This window comes from Terrabacter sp. NPDC000476 (assembly GCF_040300125.1).
GTDB lineage: Bacteria > Actinomycetota > Actinomycetes > Actinomycetales > Dermatophilaceae > Terrabacter.
In genome coordinates this window covers 362,291-380,923 of sequence record NZ_JBEPDF010000003.1, presented here as the reverse complement: position 1 = coordinate 380,923, position 18,633 = coordinate 362,291, and the positions used below count along the sequence as shown (strand labels likewise).

Sequence of the window (18,633 nt, the reverse complement as noted above, 5' to 3'; positions counted from 1 at the left end):
CATCTGTACTCCCCCTCTAGGCGAAGCCGGGCGAGACTGATGCCGCCCGGTGTCAGGGGTGGCCACGTGATGTCGCGGCCGACTCCCCCGAGCCGCCCGACGTCCCCCATCCCGCACTTCCCCAACAGGAATGTAATCCGTCCGGAGCATCCCTGTTCGGGCTTTGCGCAGTTGGGTCCTCGACGGGGGCAGCTGACGCAAACCGCGCACATCGCCGAGGCCCGCGTGCCACTGTAAGGCGACGACACAGGTCGCGCCTGCGTGGCGCACGGAGACGGCGGGGGAAGCACACGTGGAGGAGAGTCGCTCGAACGAGGCTCTGCAGCAAGAAGTTCCGGGTCGCCGGCCGAGCGTGGGCGTCGTCGTCGCGACACGTGACCGCCCCGGCCCGCTCCGGGCGGCCCTGGCCTCCATCCTCGAGCAGGACTACGCCGGCGACATCGAGGTGGTCGTCGTCTTCGACCAGAGCGAGCCCGACCTCTCGCTCGAACGGGCGGACGACGCCCGGCGTGTCCGTGTCGTCACGAATGCCCGTACTCCCGGCCTCGCCGGTGGGCGCAACACCGGCATCCTCGAGCTGGACACGCCCTACGTCGCCTTCTGCGACGACGACGACGAGTGGCTGCCCGGGAAGCTCGAGGCACAGGTCGCGCTGCTCGAGTCACGGCCTGACGCCGTCTTCTGCACGACCGCCATGCGGGTGACGTGGCAGGGGCAGACGACCGACCGGCTCGCCGGCGTCGACGAGGTGACGCTCGACCACCTCGCACGGTCGCGCATGGCGATGCTCCACTCGTCGGCCTTCGTCTTCCGGCGCGTGGCCGCGCTCGAGCAGTTCGGGCTCGTCGACGAGACCCTGCCCAAGAGCATGGCGGAGGACTGGGACCTGCTCATCCGCGCGGCGCGCGTGTGCCCGGTCGTGCACATCGACGTGCCCTACGTCCTCGTCGTGTGGGGCGCCAGCTCCTACTTCAACGACGCCTGGTTCGACCGCAACGAGGCCCACCAGTGGCTCATCGACCACCACCCCGAGTTCTCGGCGTCCGCGACGGGCCTGGGGCTCATGCACGGCAAGCTCGCGTTCGGCAACGCCGCCGTCGGGCAGCGTCGCCGCGCCCTGCAGCACGCAGGCGTCGCGCTCCGCGCCAACTGGCACGAGCCGCGGGCGTACCTCGCGCTCGCCGTCGCCGCGGGGGTGCCGGCCCGGGTGGTGACCGAGACGCTCAACAAGCGCGGGCATGGCATCTGAGCCCCGCCCGAGACGCCTGAAGGGGTGGCCCGCCGCGGCGGGCCACCCCTTCGTGCGCGCCCGTCGGCCCGACGGGCGGCGCGTCAGTTCGACTGCGTAGCAGTGGCTTTCGCCTTCGCCGCGGCGGCGGCCTTCGCCTTCGCTGCGGCAGCGGCCTTCGCCTTGGCAGCGGCAGCAGCCTTTGCCTTCGCCTTCGCGGCGGCCCTGGCCTTGGCGCGGGCGGCCGCCTTGGCCTGGGCGGTGGCCAGGGCCCTGGCCTTGGCCTGCGCGGCCGCAGCCGCGCGCGCCTTGACCCGGGCCGCCTTGGCCCTCGCCCGCGCCTCGGCCTTGGCCCGGGCGTTCGCCGCGGCCTTGGCCTCGGCCGCGGCCTTGGCCTTCTCGTTGGCGATCTGCTGCGGCGACTTCTCCTCGCGGCCACCGCCCAGACGGAAGGGGACGGTCTTCGTCGCGAGTTCGTCGCGGCACGGCCGGAGCACGAACTCGAGGGTGGCGCGCTCGCGGGCGTCGACGCTCAGCCCGTACCGGGCCTTGACGGTGATCTGGCGGGCGGCGAAGGCGCAGCGGTAGGCCTTGTTCGCCGGCTGCCAGCCGGGCGGCTCGCTCGCCCGCTCCCGGGCGGCCGCCGCGTCGACGGCGACCAGGTCGAGCGAGTCGTTCGCGAAGGCGGCGCGCTTGCTCGCCGTCCAGGCGGCTGCGCCGGACCGCCACGCCTCGCGCAGGGGGACGACGTAGTCGACCTGCACGGCCTTTGAGGTCTTCGGCCCGCGGACGTAGGCGATGGTCTTGCCGGTGTACGGGTCACGCAGGCTGCCGCGCAGCACGGAGCAGCCATTGCTCTTGGCGGCGAGCACGAGCTTGGTCATGTCGCGACGGAGCACGTCGTTGCGGGTGTCGCACCCGTTGCCGTCGACGTCGAGGTCGATCGCACCGAAGCGGGCCCGGGAGAACCCGGTGACGGGCCCGGGGTCGGCGGTCTTGAGGCGTGCCAGCAGGGCCAGGGCCGAGCCGGCCTTCGGCGGAGGCAGCACGACCGGAGCCGGGTCGGCGGTGATCGTCTCGCGCGGCGCCGCGGTGGGGGTCCAGTAGGTCGGAGGCACGTACGTCTGACCGGTCGCCCCCGTCGACCCCCCGGAGCCGGACGGGGTGCAGCCGGCGACCACGACGAGAGACCCGCCGACAGCCGCCAGGACCAATCGGCCGCCCAGGCCCCCGCGGGCAGTTCCTCGCACGTGCTCCCCCATTCGTCGCAGCGACTTCGAGCGTACGACAGCGCCACCGACGCCGAGGCTGAAACGGCAACTCCCGCCGAGGGGCCCGTCGCCGGCACCGGCCGCGCAGGTGCCGGTCGGCCGGCCCGGTCAGGACCGCGGGCCCGCCGACAGCTCGTCGGCGGGCACGTCGAGCACGAAACGAGCGGCGTCGAGCCGGGCCCGCACGTCGCTCGTGACGGACTCGATGGTCTCCAGCTCTCCCGGCGCGAGCCGGGCACGCCACGACTCGGCGACCTCGCTCGGCTTGCGGTGGAAGTTGTGCAGCTCGCCGGAGTCGACCGCTCCGGTCTCCTGCCTCAGCTCGGCGTCCGACTCCGCCGACCACTCGAGACCCAGGGCCGTGAAGAGCCGACGCGCCGCACGCTCGCCGCCGGCCGCGAGCTCGGCGTGCGACACGACGAGCAGACCGGGCACCCTCGCGGCGTCGTTGAGCGCCATCCCGTAGAGCGCGTTCCAGAAGCGGCCCATCGCCTCCGGCTCGTCGACCTCGCCCGGACGCGGCTGCTCGTCCGCCGGGTGCGCGCGCGACGCCCTCGCGTTGTGGGCGCGGACCACGGGCGCCAGCTCCTCGAGGTCCGGCTGCCAGCCCATCCGCCGGTAGCTGACGAGGGCTGCGCCGGGGTGCCGGTAGACGAGCACCGTCGACGCCCCCGTGGCACGGGCGACGGCCGGCAGGCTCAGCATCGCGAAGGGGTCCTTGAGGATGTTGCGGGTGCCGGGCAGCACCGCCGCCCACTGGCGCCTGCCGTAGCGGCTGTAGACCCACGGGTTCGTGCCGCGGTAGGCCGAGCGCAGCGCGCGCGTCTGTCGCGGCGTCAGTGACTCGAGGCTCGCCCAGCCGGGCAGCGTGCGCCCGAGGGCGTACTGCCGGCCGCGCGGGTTCATCGGCTCACGACCGGTCAGCGCGGTTCCCGGCGCCGTCGCCAGCAACCGGGCCACCCACGTGTTGCCCGATCGCGGCATGCCGCTGACGAGAACTGCACCATGACGGTCCATCCGATCTGCCTCCCCCGGGATCACGCGTTCGAGACGATCCTAGGGAACGCCCGCGGATTGCGGGCGGCATTGCGATTGCGCCACATTGGCCCACCTCTGCCTGCCTATACTTCAACCCCATGTGACACGCACGCGCGGAACTCCTCCGACGCCGTTATCCAGGTAGGGGAGACCTCGTGGCCTTCGCCAGCAGCAGCACACCCGTCCGCGGCCGACACCGCCGCCGACGGCTGCCCGTGGCGGCCCTCGCAGTCACCACCGTGGCCCTCGCCGCCTGCAGCGCAGAACAGCAGCCGACAGCGGCGCCCACGGCGTCCGCGCGGTGCGCCGTCTCGGCCCAGCTCGTGCCGGCCTGCGGCGTGCTCCTCGGGGTCACGCCCCCCGACCCGACCGCGAGCTCGCTCGCGGCCGCCGACGCCGCGGCCGCCCGTCCGTACGACTTCGTCTACCGCTTCCACGACCTCGATGCCGCGATCCCCGACGAGGTGGACCGGTCGGTGGTCGACGCCGGCCGCCTGCTGCACGTCGCCATCGGCACGCGCCAGCACCAGAAGAACGGCCGCACCTACACCTGGCGCGAGGTGGCCGACGGCGTCGTGGACGCCCAGCTGACGGCGCAGGCCAAGGGCATCGCCGGTCTCAAGGTGCCGGTGTGGGTCACCTTCGACCACGAGCCCGACAACGGGACGAAGCAGCCGCGCGGCTCGGGCGCCGACTACGTCGAGGCGTGGCGTCACGTGCACGAGGTCTTCGCCGCGGCCGGGACGACGAACGCCGTGTGGGTGTGGGTCGTCACGGGTGCGAGCGAGAGCCTCGACCGCGTGGAGCAGTTCTGGCCGGGCAACGACGTCGTCGACTGGGTGAGCTGGGAGTCCTACAACCCGGCCGGCTGCCGCGCCGGCCGTCTCGACCCCTCGCGCTGGAAGAGCTTCGAGGCGGCCCTGCTCGTCTTCCACGACTGGCTCACGAAGAACGGGGCCCGCGTCGGCATCGACCTCTCCAAGCCCCAGATGATCAGCGAGTCGGGCTCGGTCAAGGATCCGAGCAACCCGGACCGCCGGGCCGCCTGGTACCGCGACATCGAGTCGGCCCTGAGCCGCTACCCGCAGATCAAGGCGGTCGGCCTCTGGGACCACACGGGCAACAACATCTGCGACTACCGGTTCTCGGAGGAGGCCCCCGTCCAGGCCGGCGTCGACACCCTGCTCACCTCGCCGCGGCTGAGCCAGACCCAGGTCCCCTGAGGCCCGGCGCCGGCCCGGGCCGGCGCCGGCTGTCCCGAGCCCGCGGCTCGGGTGCCGCCCGCCGCGGCGTCGTCAGCGGGTCAGCTCGAAGGCCGCCGGCACCCCGAGCCTCACCCGCGTGGCGAGGGCCCGGCGCAGGTCGTCCGCCGTCAGCGACCGCGGGTCGCGCGAGACGGCGATGCCGCGCGCGCCGAGGTCCTCGGCGATGAGCAGCTGGTGGTCGTCGACGTGCTCACCCCGCGCCGCACGCCGAGGCAGAAGCACCGGGCAGAGACCGGCGTCGAGGGCCGACAGCGCCGACCCGATGCCCGCGTGGGCGATGACGAGGTCGGCTGCCTCGACGGCCTCGCGCATCTCCTGGGCGGGCACCGACGCGCGCCCGTCGACGGGGAGCCCCGAGACGTCGGTGCAGCCGAACTGCCACAGCACCTCTGCGTCGGGGGTGATGACGTCGGGCAGCACGTCGACGAGCGCCTCGACGGCAGAACGGAATCCGTAGGTCCTCATCGTCCCCAGCGTCACGACGACCCGCTGCGCACGGGCCAGGGGCCGGGCCGAGTCCTCGGCCTCGTAGGCGTCGAACAGCGACACCCCGTGGCGCCACCGATCGTCGGCCCAGCCGGGATACTGCGTGTAGAGCCGGAGCCCGGGCAGCCGCGACACGAGGCGCCCCGTGAGGCTCGGGCCCTGCGACCGCGCCGCGCTCTCGACGTAGTGCGACGAGCGGCCCAGGGCGCGTGCAGCGCCGAGGAAGGGCACGGCGATGGCCGCGCCCGTCGACACGACGAGGTCGTAGCCCCCCTGCCGCACGATCCGCAGGGCCTCGCGGCTCACGGCGAGCGTCGCCGCGAGGTCGCGCGGGGCGATGTAGCGCACGTAGTGGACGGTCTCACCGGCGAGCAGGGACCGCGACTGGGCGTCGTCGAAGGTGGCCCACTCGACCTCGCCGAGCGAGGGCATGCGCCGTCGCAGGCGCGTCAGCTCCTCGAGGTGGCCACCCGTGGAGGCCACGAGCAGGGTTCGCCGCACCGCGGCGCGGTCCCGCCCCCCGCGGCGGCCGCGGCCACCGTCCCACAGCTGCATGCCCGTCAACGCCCTGCGCCTCCCCCGGTCGTTCCTCGCCCCAACGGTAGGGCAGCGCCGTTCGCATATCGCCGAAACCGCTGAGACCGCATGGTTCCTCGCCTATATTCCTGATCACTGGTGGTGGAGCCGGGGGGCCCGCTTCGTGTCGTCCGTCCTCTGTCAGACCGATCGACGTCGCGACAGGACCGAACCCATGCAGCTGAGAACCCACGTGCCCAAGCCTCTCCACGGACTGAGCCGGGCGGCATACGCGCGCCTCGGTCAGGCGACCCGGTCGTTCCGGGCCCTCCCCGACTTCATCGTCATCGGCGGGCAGCGGTGCGGCACGACGTCGCTCTTCAAGAACATCGCCGAGCACCCGCAGGTGCTGCGGCCGGGGATCGAGAAGGGGATCGACTACTACTCGCTCTACCCCGAGCGTGGGATCGACTGGTACCGCGGCAACTTCCCCGTGCGGGGGCTGGCGCGCCTGCGCACGCTCCGCCACGGCGAGCCCCAGGTCTTCGAGGCCTGCACGTACTACATGTTCCACCCCTTCGCGATCGAGCGGATCGCGAAGGACCTCCCGGACGTCAAGCTCGTCGCCATGCTCCGCGACCCCGTGGAGCGCGCCTTCTCGGCCTACAAGCACGAGTTCGCCCGCGGGTTCGAGACCGAGCCCGACTTCGTCCGGGCCCTCGAGCTCGAGGACGCCCGCCTCGAGGGCGAGGTGGAGCGCATGGCGGCGGACCCGACGTACGAGAGCCACGCGCACCGCCACCACGCCTACCGGGCCCGCGGGCAGTATGCCGAGCAGCTCGAGCGGGTGTTCGCCCACTTCCCGCGCGAGCAGGTCTTCGTCTGCGACAGCGAGTCGTACTTCGCCCAGCCCGCCGAGCAGTACCGCGACCTCACGCGCTTCCTCGGTCTCGAGGACTACCTGCCGGCGCGCTTCGACCAGTTCAACGCGCGCCCGAGCAAGCCGATGCCCGAGGAGGCCCGCGCTCGACTCGTCGAGCACTACGCCCCGCACGACCGCGCCCTCACCGAGCTGCTCGGCCGCCAGCCGGGCTGGATCTCCGTCTGAGCGTGGCACCGCCCCCGCGGGGGCGGTGCCACGGTCGCACGGTGACGCGGATCAGCGGGCGACGCGCTCGCTGACCCGCTCGTCGTCCCCGTCCGAGTCGTGGTGCGCCGGCGCCTCGTGCGACGCCACCTCGTCACGGCGCGGAACGTCCCGGCGCGGAACGTCCTGGCGCGGCGCGTCCCGGTCGAGCACGACGACGGTCACGACCATGGTGACGAGGAGCATGAGCCCGAAGACGAGACCGGCCGCGACGTCGGTCACCCAGTGCTCGAGGTTGAAGGTGCGTGCGTACGCCTGGATCGTCGCGCACACGGCGACGAACGCGCCGCCGGCGACCCACACGCGACGGTCGCGCACCCGCGCGCCCCACAGCAGCAGGAAGACGATGAGGCCGTAGACGAGCACGACCCTCGCGCAGCCGCCGCTCGGGAACGAGCCGAGCGTCGTCGGCGGGTGACCGCGGTCGACGACGAGCTTGAGCAGGTCCTGCAACGTCTTCTCGAGGACGTAGCCGACGGGGAGCACGACGAGCGGCACCCACCACTGCCGCCGGCGCCACAGCACGCGCCACAGGACGGCGAGGACGACGGCGAAGACCGCCGTCAGGGTCTGCGTCTGGGTGAGCCCACCGATGTTCGTCAGGGTGAGCCAGCTGCGCGACCACCAGCCGGGGGCGTCCGCCACCCGGGCGACCCACCACTCGTAGACCGGCACGTCGAACGACTGCTCGGTCAGCTTGATCGGCCACCCGACGGGCCACAGCACGGCGACGACGAGTCCACCGCCGGCCAGCACGACGACGAACGCCGTCACCAGGCGGCCGAGCTGCTCCACCGCGGTGTCGAGGACCACGGAGGTGCGGTGGCGGGTCGACCGCCACCACGACGGTTCTCGCCACTGGGGCGCGGTGACCACGGCCGCCAGGCCCACCGCCGCGACGACCACCAACGAGACGACCCCCACCAGCACGGCACCGTTCATCGCACCCCTCCGGAATCCGGAAACCCAGCGCCCGGTTTCTGCGATTCACCCCGGTCGCCCCCGACTGCAGATTAACGTTGAACCCGGGAGTCACGGACGAGATTGGCGCAGAGGCGCTGCGGGCGTGACATGGGAGATGGCAGGGGGACGGTGTGTCCGGTTCGGTGATGACGGCTGCGCGCAGGTCTGCCCGGCCCTCCCCCACCGCGCCCCCGGGCGCTGGTCCGACCACGCCTCGGACCGAGTCCCCGGCCGGGCCCCCGGCCCCGCGGTCGCGCCACCGGACCTCCGCCTGGCTCGGCCCCGGCTGGCCGCTCGCGGTCGCCCTGTGCGGTTTCCCGCTCTGGTGGGTGCTGGGCATCTCCGCCTTCGTCGGCCCGTTGGCCGCGGTCTTCATGCTCGTCGAGCTGGCCCGCCGTCGGGCGCTCAGCGTTCCCAAGGGTTTCGGCTGGTGGGCCCTGATCCTCGTGTGGGTCGCCCTCGGCGTCGTCGTGCTCCAGGTGAACGCACCGGGAGCCGTGCCCGGCTACTCGTCCGGCCGCTACTTCACGTGGGCCTTCCGGCTCTCGTGGTACGTCACCGCCACGGTGACGCTGCTCTACGTCGGCAACCTGCGGCACGAGCTGCCGACCTGGCGGGTCAGCCGCATCCTCTCGTGGATGTTCCTCACCATCGCCGCGGGCGGCTGGATCGGGATGCTCGCCCCGCACCTCGACTTCCCGTCGCTGCTCGAGGCGGTGCTGCCGCACCGCGTCGCCAGCCAGCCCTTCGTCAACTTCCTGATCCACCCGGCCGTGGTGCAGGACAACATGAACTCGATCTCGGCGCCACGGCCGAGCGCACCGTTCGGCTACGCCAACATCTGGGGCCTCAACTTCGCGGTCTTCGTGCCGTTCTTCATCCACGCGTGGTTCGGCGCCGAGGCCGGGTGGCGACGCAGCTGGGCACCGCCGCTGCTCCTGCTCGCGCTCGTGCCGGCCGTCGCCTCGCTCAACCGCGGCCTGTGGCTCGTCCTCGTCGGCGCGGCCGTCCTCGTCGCCGTCCTCTCGGCCCTGCGTGGCCGGGTCGGCGTCCTGGCCCTGCTCGTGGCGGGCGGGCTCGTGCTCGGCGCCCTGCTCGTGCTGACCCCGGCCGGCGACATGATCGCCTTCCGGCTCGCGAACGGCATGAGCGAGAGCACCCGCAGCAACCTCGGCCTGGCGACGGTCGAGAGCGTCACGACCGGTTCGCCGGTCGTCGGCTTCGGCACGACCCGTGACGTGCAGGGCAGCTTCCTGTCGATCGCCGGCGGCGACAGCGGGCTGTGCCCCTCCTGCTCGCCCCCGGCGCTGGGCACCCAGGGGCACCTCTGGCTCGTCGTCTTCTCGCAGGGCCTCGTCGGCCTGTTCTTCTACCTCGCGTTCTACGTCGGCTGGTTCGTGCGCGGGCTGCGCATCCGCACCGTGCCCGCCACGGTGGGCGTCGTCGTGCTCTTCGCGCACCTGCTCACCCTGCCGATCTACGACTACATCGGGATCGCGATGGTCCCCGTCATGGTGGCCGTCGCGTTCCTCTGGCGCGAGCTCGACGCCAAGGCCGAGCGGGCCGGCAACCCCGGAGCCTCCGGGTCGCAGAGCGTCGCCTCGTTCCTGCGCCTGCTCCAGCAGAACACCGCCGTGCTGCTCGTCGCCGCCGTGCTCGGCACCGCCGCCGCGTGGTTCACCGTCGCGCAGAACACGAGCCGCGGCGTCGCGACCCTCTCTGTCTACCTCGAGCCCGAGCCCGCCTACCTCACCGACGACGGACCGCCGAGCACGATGGACACCGAGGCCTTCCTGGCCCGTGACGACCGCGTGCTGTCGGCGATGTCGGAGGCCGTGGGACACCCGGTCACCGCCCGCGACGTCTTCATCTCGGCCAACCCGAACACCCGCATCCTCAACCTGCGCTACGAGGGGCTCGACGTGCGCGACGCCGCCGTGGGTGCCAGGGCGGCGCAGAGCGCGATCCTCCAGCAACGGGCCGACCGGCTCTCGTCGCTGCAGAAGTCGGTGCTCAAGGTGCTGAGTGCGCGCTCGGCATCCCTCGACGCCTCGGTCAACGCGCTCGAGGACCAGCTCGCGGCGCTCGAGGGCAAGCAGACCCTCGACCTCACGCTCGAGGTGCAGGCCATGCGCGACACCCGCGCGCGCCTCATCTCGACGGCCGGCGTCATGCACTCGCGCATCGGTCGTGCCTCGAGCGACAGCTTCCAGTCGGGCGGTGACGTCGTGCGACCGGTGGTCGCCACCGACTCGGAGACGAGCCTGCGCTCCATCCTGCTCAGCGGTGCGCTCGTCGGCCTGCTCGTCGGCCTCGGCATCGGCCTCGCCCGCCGGGCCCTCACGCACCGGCTGGGCCAGGGCCGCTGGCTCTTCGCCGAGACCGGCCTGCCCCTGCTCGCGGTGCAGTGGGCCAACGAACCGGTGAGTCGCCACCACGCGGCCGCCCTGCTCCGCCAGGCCCCGGACCCGGTGCTCGTCAACGTCGACGGGTCGGCAGAGGCCCGCGACGTCATCAGCTCGCTCGAGGCCTGGCGCGAGTCCGGCCTCGTCGGCGAGGACCCCACCGGCCGTCCGGGAGCCGTCGTGCTCGTCGCCCGCACCGTCACCCGCACCCGCGCCGTCCGCGCCGCCATGCGGCGCCTCTCGAGCGCGGGGCACGAGCTGGCGGGGGTCGTGCTCACCCGCTGAGCCCGACCACGGACCGCAACCGCACAACTTCAGCATTCCGCACCACCCGTGAGACACCCGAACCTAACCTTTGAACGTCGACCAGACGCTTCCCGTAGGAGGACCCGTGACGGCCTTGCCGCAGAACGACGCCCGACCCTCGTTGGTGGGCGATGCCCTTCGTCGGCGCTGGCCGATCGTGCTGCTCACCGCAGCGCTCGTCGTGGGGGCGGTCGCCGCCTACGCGTTCTCCGTCGCGTCGACCTACACCTCGACCGCGCAGGTGCTGCTGCGCCCGACGCCGGGCAACGCGCTCTCGCCCGACTCGGCGAAGAACGCGCAGCAGATCACCGTCGCGATGGAGACGGAGGCCGGCCTGGTCAACTCGCCCGGCGTCGCCGCCTACGTCTCGCAGCTGATGCGCAAGGACTACCCGGCGGCCTCGCCCGACGTCGACGCCGTCATCTCGACGAACACCCAGATCGTCCAGGTCTCGTTCACGGGTGACACCGCGCAGGAGGCGCAGCAGGTCGCCGAGGCCTACGCCAAGGGCTTCCTGCAGTACCGCCTCTCCGAGACCCAGAAGACGCTCGACCGCGAGCTGCGCCAGCTGAAGACGCAGGAGAAGGTCGCCCAGGACAACCTCAAGGAGGCGACGGCCGACGCCTCGGTCGACCGCCCCACGGCCCAGGCCGTCGCGCGCGTGCAGCTCTACTCGAGCCGCCTCGCGAGCACGCAGGACCTCATCGGCGAGACGAACGCCACCGACACGAACCCCGGCGCCATCATCATCCCGGCGTCCTCGCCGACGAAGCCCAACGGCATCAGCCCGGTGCTGCTCCTGCTCGCCGGTGCGCTGCTCGGACTCGGCTTCGGCGTGGCGCTCGCCGTGTGGCGCGAGCGCACCGACGACCGCATCCGCGCCACCGTCGACCCGTCGAGCATGGGCCTGCCGATCCTCGGCTCGGTCCCCGCAGGCGGCGAGGACCACGACGAGGACCGCACCGAGGCGTTCCGCCAGATCCGCGCCGGCGTCCTCGTCGCCACGGACGAGCCGCTCGTGCTGGCCGTCGCGCCGGTGACGGACGACGTGCACGTGCGCACCTCGTGCTTCGCGACGGTGGAGCTCGCCCGCTCGCTCTCCGACGCCGGTCGCCGCGTCGTCGTCGTCGACGCGACCGCGCCGGCCGCCGGTCTCGACCGCGTGCTGGGCGCCGACCACCCGGGCGGCCTCATGGAGCTGCTCGCCGCTCCCGTCGACGCCGACCCCTACGCCGCCGCCTCCCCGGCCTCGGCTGCGGACCGCGCCGCCGGGGCCGCCGCCTCATCCGCCGCCGACCTCGCGCGCGACGTCACGACCTCGCTGCGCGACGCGCAGGGCTTCGTCGTCCTCCCGTCCGGCACGACGACGCGTGAGCCCGCCGACCTCGTCGCGAGCGACCGGATGCGCCTCGTCGTCGAGCACCTGCGCGCCGAGTTCGACATCGTGCTGCTCGCGGCCCCGTCGGCCACGACGTCGCAGGGCAACGAGGTCTGCATGGCCGCGGACGCCACGGTGCTCGTCGTGACGGAGCGGCGCACACGGGCCACCGAGGTCGGCGAGGCGCTCGAGCGCGCCGCCCGGCTCGGCATCCGCTACATCGGCCTCGTCGCGCTCCCGCGACGCCTCGGTGCGGTCGGCGCGCACGAGGGCTCACGCGGCGCCGGCAACGACGCCTCGGTGGGTGGCTCGCGCGGCGCGGCCGGACGCTCGTCCTCGCGCCCGTCCGCCGCGACGGCGGCCGACGACGGCTCCGCGGACGGCGCAGGCGCCCTGGCCGGCGCGCGTGGCGTCGGCCGACGCGATGCCTGACGAACCCGCCCTCATGGCCCCGCCCGAGCGGCCGGGCGAGGACTACGTCGTCGAGATGCTGCGGACCCTGTGGCCCGACCCCGCGGTCGTATGCCGGGTCGGGCCGGGCACGGTCGTGCGCGGTCGGCGGGTGGCCCGGTTTGCCGCCCTGCCCAACGCCGACCGACCCCGCGCCCTGCTGCCCCGCGCGCCGCGGGCGGCCGCTGCGGCGGCCCTCGCCCGGCTGACGGACGGCCCGGGCGCGGCGGCGCGCCTGCGCTCGACCGGCCTGAGGCTGCTCGCCTCCGCCGGGCTCGTGCGCGCGCTCCCCCAGGGCTTCGTCGTGACGGCACCGGCGGACGCGGTCGTCGACGACGTCGCGAGCCACCTCGAGTCGGCGCTGGGGCGACCGCTCGCCGTGAGCCTCAAGATCGGACCCGTGCGGGCCGTGCAGAAGCCCGTGCTCCACCTGCTCTCGCCGGACGGTGCGACGGTCGGCTACGCCAAGATCGGCACGACCGGCTTCTCGGCGTCCCTCGTGCGCACCGAGGCGGCCGCCCTGCGCCTGCTCGGGACCCACGAGTGGACCCACCTCCGGGTGCCCACCGTGCTGCACGACGGCCGGTGGCAGGGCCACGAGGTGCTCGTGCAGGAACCCCTCGAGGGGCGCCCGTGGGCGGGCGAGCGGGACGCCGTGCGCGCCGCGATGGTCGAGGTCGCCCGGAGCCAGGGCGTCGCCCACCACCTGCTGCGCGAGAGCCGCTGGTGGAAGGACCTCGAGGGCCGGATCGAGCGCCTTCCCGCCGGCGACGCCACCGACGCGCTCCGTGACGCCGCCCGGCGCCTCGTGACGTCCCGTGGCGGCGAGAGCCTGTCCTTCGGCTGCCGGCACACCGACTGGGCGCCGTGGAACATCGCCATGGACGGCCCGACGGTGCTCGTGTGGGACTGGGAGCAGTTCGAGCAGGACGTGCCCCTCGGTCTCGATGCCGTGCACTTCGACCTGCAGCAGCTCGTCGTCCTGCAGTCGGTCGACCCGCGGGAGGCCTACGACCGGCTGGTGCGGACCGCGCCGGGCGTCGTCGGCGCGTTCGGTGTGCCGACCGAGCAGGCTGCCCTCACGGTGGCGCTCTACCTGCTCGAGACGACGTGCCGCTACCTGCAGGACGGCGAGACAGGCACCCGGCTCTCACGGGTCGACCTCTGGCTGCGCGACACCCTCGCCGACCTCGACGGCGCCCTCGAGCGGGAGCTCCGCCGCGTCGGGCTCGAGCGGGCGGGAGGCGTCGGTGGTGGCTGAGCGGACGGTCAGCCCCGAGCGCTCCGAGCCCTCGCTCCCCCCTCCGGCCGCCGGTGCCGAGGACACCTCCCCCGCCCTGCGCCGGATCGCGCGCGGTGGCACGGCCAACCTCGTCGGGGCCGCGGTGACGGGTGTGGCCCAGTTCGCGCTCACCGTCGTCGTGACGCGCCTGCTGAGCCAGGCCGAGGCCGGTGTCTTCTTCTCCACCACCTCGCTCTTCCTGCTCGCCGTGGTGGTCGGCAACCTCGGCTCCAACGTCGGGCTCGTCTACTTCCTCTCGCGGTGCCGGGCGCTCGGGCGCACCGACCTCGTCGGCGCCTACCTGTCCGCGGCCCTGCGGCCCGTCGTCGTCGTGTCGGTGCTGCTCGCCGTCGGGCTCTTCGTGTCCGCGCCCGAGCTGGCCCGCATCACGGTGCCCGACCAGGCCGAGCTCGGCTCGACGGTGCTGCGCGTCCTCAGCCTCTTCATCCCCCTCGCCTCGCTCGAGAACGTCACGCTCGCCGGCACCCGGGGACTCGGCACGATGCGGCCGAACATGCTCGTGGCCCTCGTCGGCCGCCCCGTGCTCCAGCTGCTGCTCGTCGCCCTGGCCCTCGTGCTCGGCCTCCACGTCGCAGCGGTGAGCGCCGGCTGGTCGGTCGCCTACCTCGCGACCGGGGTGGCGGCGATCGCGTGGCTGCGTCGACTGGCCCGCGCCGCGCGGCACGACGCCACCGGGACGGCCGCCACGGCTCCGCCTGCCGGCGACGCGCAGGACGAGCCGGACGCACACCGCGTCGGTAGGCAGTTCTGGGCCTTCAGCTCGCCGCGCGCGCTCACGAGCATCCTCCAGATCGCGATGCAGCGGCTCGACATCGTGCTCGTGGGTGCGCTCGCCGGCGCCGGTGCCGCGGCCGTCTACACCGCCGCGACCCGCTTCGTCGTCGTCGGGCAGACGCTCGGCACGGCCCTCGGCAACGCGAGCGACCCGAGGATCGCCGAGGGCATGGCCCGCGACGACCGCACCGACGTGAGCCGGATCTACCAGACCTCGACCGCGTGGCTCGTGACCCTCACCTGGCCGATGTTCCTCATGCTCGTCGTCTACCGCGACTCGATGCTCGCCGTCTTCGGCTCCGGCTACACCTCGGCCCAGTCGACGCTCGTCGTCCTGTCGCTCGCGATGCTCCTGTCGACGCTCTGCGGCACCGTCGACTCGATCATCATGATGGCCGGTCACACGAGCTGGAACCTTGCCAACGCCGTCGTCGCGGCCGCCGTGATGTTCGGCCTCGACGTGCTGCTCATCCCGACGTGGGGCGTCTTCGGCGCTGCCGTCGGGTGGGCGAGCGCGATCGTGGTGCGCAACGTCGTCGCTCTCGCCCAGGCCCGGATCGCCTTGCAGCTGCACCCCTTCGGCCGCGCGACCCTCATCGCGGTGGGCCTCGTGCTCGTGTCGTTCCTGCTCGTGCCGCTCCTCACGCGCGCGGCGCTCGGCTCGGGGCTGACGGCCATCGTCGTCTCCGCCGTCGTCGGAGGGCTGCTGTGGCTCGCGGGGCTGCGGGTCTTCCGCGGACCGCTCGACCTCGCGGCGCTCGGCGCCCTGCGTGGTCGAGGTCGGCGCCCCTCCGCGTCCTGAGCCCGCAGGCCGCGTCCGGCCCCGCCCGGACGCCCGAAGGTCCCGCCCGTCGGTGACGGGCGGGACCTTCGGTGTGCACGGCGACCGGGGCCGCCAGGCGCTCAGGCGGCGTCGGTGATCATGCCGGCAGCGACGGTGCGGTTCGTCGCCTCGTCGATCAGCACGAAGCCTCCGGTGCTCCGGTTGCGGCTGTACTCGTCGCACATGAGCGGCACGGTCGTGCGCAGACGCACGCGGCCGATCTCGTTGAGCGTCAAGGTGGTTGCTGCCTCGTCGCGATGCAGCGAGTTGATGTCGAGCCGGTAGTTGAGGTCCTTGACGATCGTGCGGGCCGTGCGCGTCGTGTGCTTGATCGCGTACTTCGCGCCGACCCGGAACGGCGTCGTCTCGTCCATCCAGCAGATCATCGCGTCGACGTCCTGGGCGACGTGGGGACGGTTCTGCGGTCGGCAGATCATGTCGCCACGCGAGACGTCGATGTCGTCCTCGAGCCGGATCGTCACCGACATCGGCGGGTACGCCTCGTCGATCTCGCCGTCGGCCGTCTCGACCGCCTTGACCTTGGTCGTGAAGCCCGAGGGCAGCACCATGACGTCGTCACCCTTGCGGATCGACCCGCCCGCCACCGTCCCGGCGTAGCCGCGGTAGTCGTGCCACTCGTCGGACTGCGGTCGGATGACGTACTGGACGGGGAACCGCACGTCGATGAGGTTGCGGTCGCTCGCCACGTGGACGTTCTCCAGGTGGTGCAGCAGGCTCGGACCGTCGTACCACGGCATGTTCTCCGAGCGCGTCACGACGTTCTCGCCGTGGATCGCCGAGACGGGGATGACCGTGAGGTCGGGCACCCGGAGCTTGGCCGCGAACGCGGTGAACTCCTCGTGGATGCGCTGGTAGACCTCTTCGGAGTAGTCGACGAGGTCCATCTTGTTGACGCACAGCACGATGTGCGGCACCTGGAGCAGGGTCGCGAGGAACGCGTGCCGCCGGCTCTGCTCGACGATGCCCTTGCGGGCGTCGACGAGCACGAGGGCGAGGTCGGCCGTCGAGGCCCCCGTCACCATGTTGCGCGTGTACTGCACGTGCCCCGGGGTGTCGGCGATGATGAACTTGCGCTTGGGCGTCGCGAAGTAGCGGTAGGCGACGTCGATGGTGATGCCCTGCTCCCGCTCGGCCCGGAGGCCGTCGGTCAGCAGCGCGAGGTTGACGTGCTCGTCGCCGCGCTCCCGGCTGACCTTCTCGACGGCGTCGATCTGGTCGGAGAACGCCGTCTTGGTGTCGTAGAGCAGACGCCCGATGAGCGTGGACTTGCCGTCGTCGACCGAGCCGGCCGTGGCGAAACGCAGGATGTCCATCAGAAGTACCCCTCACGCTTGCGATCTTCCATCGCAGCCTCGCTGAACTTGTCGTCGCCGCGGGTCGCGCCGCGTTCGGTCACCCGGGTGGTGGCGATCTCCTCGATGACCTTCTCCACCGTGTCCGCGTCGGAGACGACGGCGGCGGTGAGGCTCGCGTCGCCGACCGTGCGGTAGCGCACGCGGACGGTTGAGACCTCCTCGCCGGGGCGGGGCTGCTTGTGCTCGTGGACGGCGTAGAGCATGCCGTCCCGCTCGAAGCACTCGCGGTCGTGGGCGAAGTAGATCGAGGGGAGGTCGATGCCCTCCTCGCGGATGTAGTGCCAGATATCGAGCTCGGTCCAGTTCGACAGCGGGAAGACCCGGATGCTCTCCCCCGAGCTGATGCGCCCGTTGAAGAGGTTCCACAGCTCGGGCCGCTGGTTCTTCGGGTCCCACTGCCCGAACTCGTCGCGGAAGGAGAAGATCCGCTCCTTGGCGCGCGCCTTGTCCTCGTCGCGCCGGGCCCCGCCGAAGATCGCCGTGAAGGCGTGCTTCTCGAGGGCCTCGAGCAGCACCGGGGTCTGGATGCGGTTGCGGGTGCCGTCACGTGGGGCGACGACGCTGCCGTTCTCGATGGCCTCCTCGACGCTCGCGACGATGAGCTGGATCCCGAGCTCGCCGACGCGTCGGTCGCGGAACTCGAGCACCTCGTCGAAGTTGTGCCCCGTGTCGACGTGCATGACCGGGAACGGGATCCGCGCCGGGTGGAACGCCTTCTGCGCGAGGCGCAGCATGACGATGGAGTCCTTGCCCCCCGAGAAGAGCAGGACCGGCCGCTCGAACTCGGCGACCACCTCCCGCATGATGTGGATGGCCTCGGCCTCGAGGACCCTCAGCTGGCTCAGCTGGTAGTCGGGTGTCTCCCGATTCACTGCTCTTCCCCCTTGGTCAGCTCGTCGATGACGGACAGCAGGTGCTCCGCGTGCTCCGGCCGGCAGATGACCAGGTCGGGCAGTCGCGGGTCGGACTGGTTGTAGCGCAGCGGCGACCCGTCGATGCGGCTCGTGTGCAGGCCTGCGCTGCGGGCCACGGCGACCGGGGCCGCCGAGTCCCACTCGAACTGGCCACCCGCGTGGACGTAGGCGTCGACCGTGCCGTCGAGGACGGCGGTGGCCTTGACGCCCGCCGAGCCCATGGGCACGAGCTCGGCCCCGAGGCGCGCGGCCAAGGCGGTCACGAACGCCGGCGGGCGGGTTCGGCTGACGGCCAGGCGGATCGGGCCGTCCACCGGTGCGGGCACCGCCGGCGGCTCGTCGGTGGCCAGGGTGTCGCCCATCGCGGGCCGCGACACGGCCCCGGCGACGAGCTCGCCGTCCTCCCAGAGCGCGACGTGCACGGCCCAGTCCTCGCGCGGGATCTCCGAGAACTCCCGGGTGCCGTCGAGCGGGTCGATGATCCAGACGCGGTCGGCCCCCAGCCGGCTCGCGTCGTCTGCGGCCTCCTCGCTCAGCACCGCGTCCGCGGGACGGTGGTGCTCGAGCTCGGCGGCCAGGTGCTGCTGCGACCGCTCGTCACCGGCTGCCTTGAGCGCGGCCGGCTCGAGGTCGGCCTGCTCGCGCCGCAGCTCGAGCAGCACGCGCCCTGCCGACTCGGCGAGTCGACGAGCGAGCCTCGCGTCGTCGAGCCGGTCGGTGACCCCGCCCCCCGGCGACGTCGTGTGTGGTGGCGCACTGTCCGTGCGCCCTTCCGTGAACCCCATCTGTGCCCCCCGCACGTCCGAATCTGGACACGAAGGATCGACGACACCGGCACCGTCGGCTGTGACGGTGTCTGCGTGTTCGGCGGCCCCCCCGCGCATGGTCAGGCGGCGCTCCGTGATGGCGCTCCGCCGTGCATTGGCTTCATGCTACGGCGGCCCCGCAGGCGTGTCCGGCGAATGGGCAAAGGTGCGGTTTGCGTGGTTG

Annotated in this window: 14 protein-coding genes; 7 read left to right on the top strand and 7 right to left on the bottom strand. The window is 72.8% G+C overall.

Annotated features, from left to right (window positions below; all coding sequences use genetic code 11):
* The first annotated feature begins 292 nt into the window (after nt 1-292).
* Nucleotides 293-1,249, top strand: a complete 957-nt coding sequence (locus tag ABT295_RS17770) for a glycosyltransferase family 2 protein (protein ID WP_352395723.1) — start codon at nt 293-295, stop codon at nt 1,247-1,249.
* 83 nt (nt 1,250-1,332) lie between these two features.
* Here the strand turns inward: ABT295_RS17770 and ABT295_RS17765 are convergent, their stop codons facing one another.
* A complete protein-coding gene (locus ABT295_RS17765; RefSeq protein ID WP_352395722.1) occupies nt 1,333-2,346 on the bottom strand; it encodes a GmrSD restriction endonuclease domain-containing protein in 1,014 nt (337 codons plus the stop codon).
* A gap of 261 nt (nt 2,347-2,607) precedes the next feature.
* Nucleotides 2,608-3,516: a sulfotransferase gene (locus tag ABT295_RS17760; protein ID WP_352395721.1), complete on the bottom strand. Its 909-nt coding sequence runs from the start codon at nt 3,514-3,516 to the stop codon at nt 2,608-2,610.
* 176 nt (nt 3,517-3,692) lie between these two features.
* On the opposite strand from ABT295_RS17760, the gene ABT295_RS17755 reads away from it, so the two are divergent.
* Nucleotides 3,693-4,760, top strand: coding sequence for a glycoside hydrolase family 26 protein (locus tag ABT295_RS17755; protein ID WP_352395720.1), 1,068 nt, complete (start codon nt 3,693-3,695; stop codon nt 4,758-4,760).
* A gap of 72 nt (nt 4,761-4,832) precedes the next feature.
* Here the strand turns inward: ABT295_RS17755 and ABT295_RS17750 are convergent, their stop codons facing one another.
* The gene (locus ABT295_RS17750) at nt 4,833-5,843 is read right to left on the bottom strand and encodes a glycosyltransferase (protein ID WP_352395945.1); all 1,011 of its coding nucleotides are present in this window, start codon (nt 5,841-5,843) and stop codon (nt 4,833-4,835) included.
* Between the two features lie 196 nt (nt 5,844-6,039).
* On the opposite strand from ABT295_RS17750, the gene ABT295_RS17745 reads away from it, so the two are divergent.
* Nucleotides 6,040-6,912, top strand: a complete 873-nt coding sequence (locus tag ABT295_RS17745) for a sulfotransferase (protein WP_352395719.1) — start codon at nt 6,040-6,042, stop codon at nt 6,910-6,912.
* A gap of 51 nt (nt 6,913-6,963) precedes the next feature.
* Here the strand turns inward: ABT295_RS17745 and ABT295_RS17740 are convergent, their stop codons facing one another.
* Nucleotides 6,964-7,893: a phosphatase PAP2 family protein gene (locus ABT295_RS17740; protein ID WP_352395718.1), complete on the bottom strand. Its 930-nt coding sequence runs from the start codon at nt 7,891-7,893 to the stop codon at nt 6,964-6,966.
* 350 nt (nt 7,894-8,243) lie between these two features.
* Here ABT295_RS17740 and ABT295_RS17735 point away from each other — a divergent pair, with 350 nt between their 5' ends.
* From ABT295_RS17735 to ABT295_RS17720, 4 genes are all read left to right on the top strand, one after another.
* A complete protein-coding gene (locus ABT295_RS17735; RefSeq protein ID WP_352395717.1) occupies nt 8,244-10,604 on the top strand; it encodes a GumC domain-containing protein in 2,361 nt (786 codons plus the stop codon).
* A 106-nt stretch (nt 10,605-10,710) separates the two neighbouring features.
* Entirely contained in the window at nt 10,711-12,435 is a 1,725-nt protein-coding gene (locus ABT295_RS17730) for a Wzz/FepE/Etk N-terminal domain-containing protein (protein WP_352395716.1), read from the top strand.
* Entirely contained in the window at nt 12,428-13,714 is a 1,287-nt protein-coding gene (locus tag ABT295_RS17725) for a protein kinase family protein (RefSeq protein ID WP_352395715.1), read from the top strand. The genes ABT295_RS17730 and ABT295_RS17725 overlap by 8 nt, the downstream gene beginning before the upstream one ends.
* On the top strand, nt 13,707-15,332 hold the full coding sequence (locus ABT295_RS17720; protein ID WP_352395714.1) for a lipopolysaccharide biosynthesis protein: 1,626 nt from the start codon (nt 13,707-13,709) through the stop codon (nt 15,330-15,332). Before ABT295_RS17725 ends, ABT295_RS17720 begins: the two co-directional genes overlap by 8 nt.
* Before the next feature lie 101 nt (nt 15,333-15,433).
* Here the strand turns inward: ABT295_RS17720 and cysN are convergent, their stop codons facing one another.
* The 3 genes from cysN to ABT295_RS17705 form a co-directional block, all read right to left on the bottom strand.
* Nucleotides 15,434-16,687, bottom strand: a complete 1,254-nt coding sequence (cysN, locus tag ABT295_RS17715) for a sulfate adenylyltransferase subunit CysN (protein ID WP_352395713.1) — start codon at nt 16,685-16,687, stop codon at nt 15,434-15,436.
* Entirely contained in the window at nt 16,687-17,532 is an 846-nt protein-coding gene (cysD, locus tag ABT295_RS17710; protein WP_352395944.1) for a sulfate adenylyltransferase subunit CysD, read from the bottom strand. Before cysD ends, cysN begins: the two co-directional genes overlap by 1 nt.
* A 65-nt stretch (nt 17,533-17,597) precedes the next feature.
* A complete protein-coding gene (locus tag ABT295_RS17705; RefSeq protein ID WP_352395712.1) occupies nt 17,598-18,428 on the bottom strand; it encodes a 3'(2'),5'-bisphosphate nucleotidase CysQ in 831 nt (276 codons plus the stop codon).
* Nucleotides 18,429-18,633: the final 205 nt, after the last annotated feature.

Excerpts from the sequence above, each read along its gene's own strand:
- ABT295_RS17760 (WP_352395721.1), bottom strand. The coding sequence starts at position 3,516 with ATGGACCGTCATGGTGCAGTTCTCGTCAGCGGCATGCCGCGATCGGGC.
- ABT295_RS17750 (WP_352395945.1), bottom strand. The coding sequence starts at position 5,843 with ATGCAGCTGTGGGACGGTGGCCGCGGCCGCCGCGGGGGGCGGGACCGC.
- ABT295_RS17745 (WP_352395719.1), top strand. The coding sequence starts at position 6,040 with ATGCAGCTGAGAACCCACGTGCCCAAGCCTCTCCACGGACTGAGCCGG.
- ABT295_RS17740 (WP_352395718.1), bottom strand. The coding sequence starts at position 7,893 with ATGAACGGTGCCGTGCTGGTGGGGGTCGTCTCGTTGGTGGTCGTCGCG.
- ABT295_RS17725 (WP_352395715.1), top strand. The coding sequence starts at position 12,428 with ATGCCTGACGAACCCGCCCTCATGGCCCCGCCCGAGCGGCCGGGCGAG.
- cysN (WP_352395713.1), bottom strand. The coding sequence starts at position 16,687 with ATGGACATCCTGCGTTTCGCCACGGCCGGCTCGGTCGACGACGGCAAG.
- cysD (WP_352395944.1), bottom strand. The coding sequence starts at position 17,532 with ATGCGGGAGGTGGTCGCCGAGTTCGAGCGGCCGGTCCTGCTCTTCTCG.
- ABT295_RS17705 (WP_352395712.1), bottom strand. The coding sequence starts at position 18,428 with ATGGGGTTCACGGAAGGGCGCACGGACAGTGCGCCACCACACACGACG.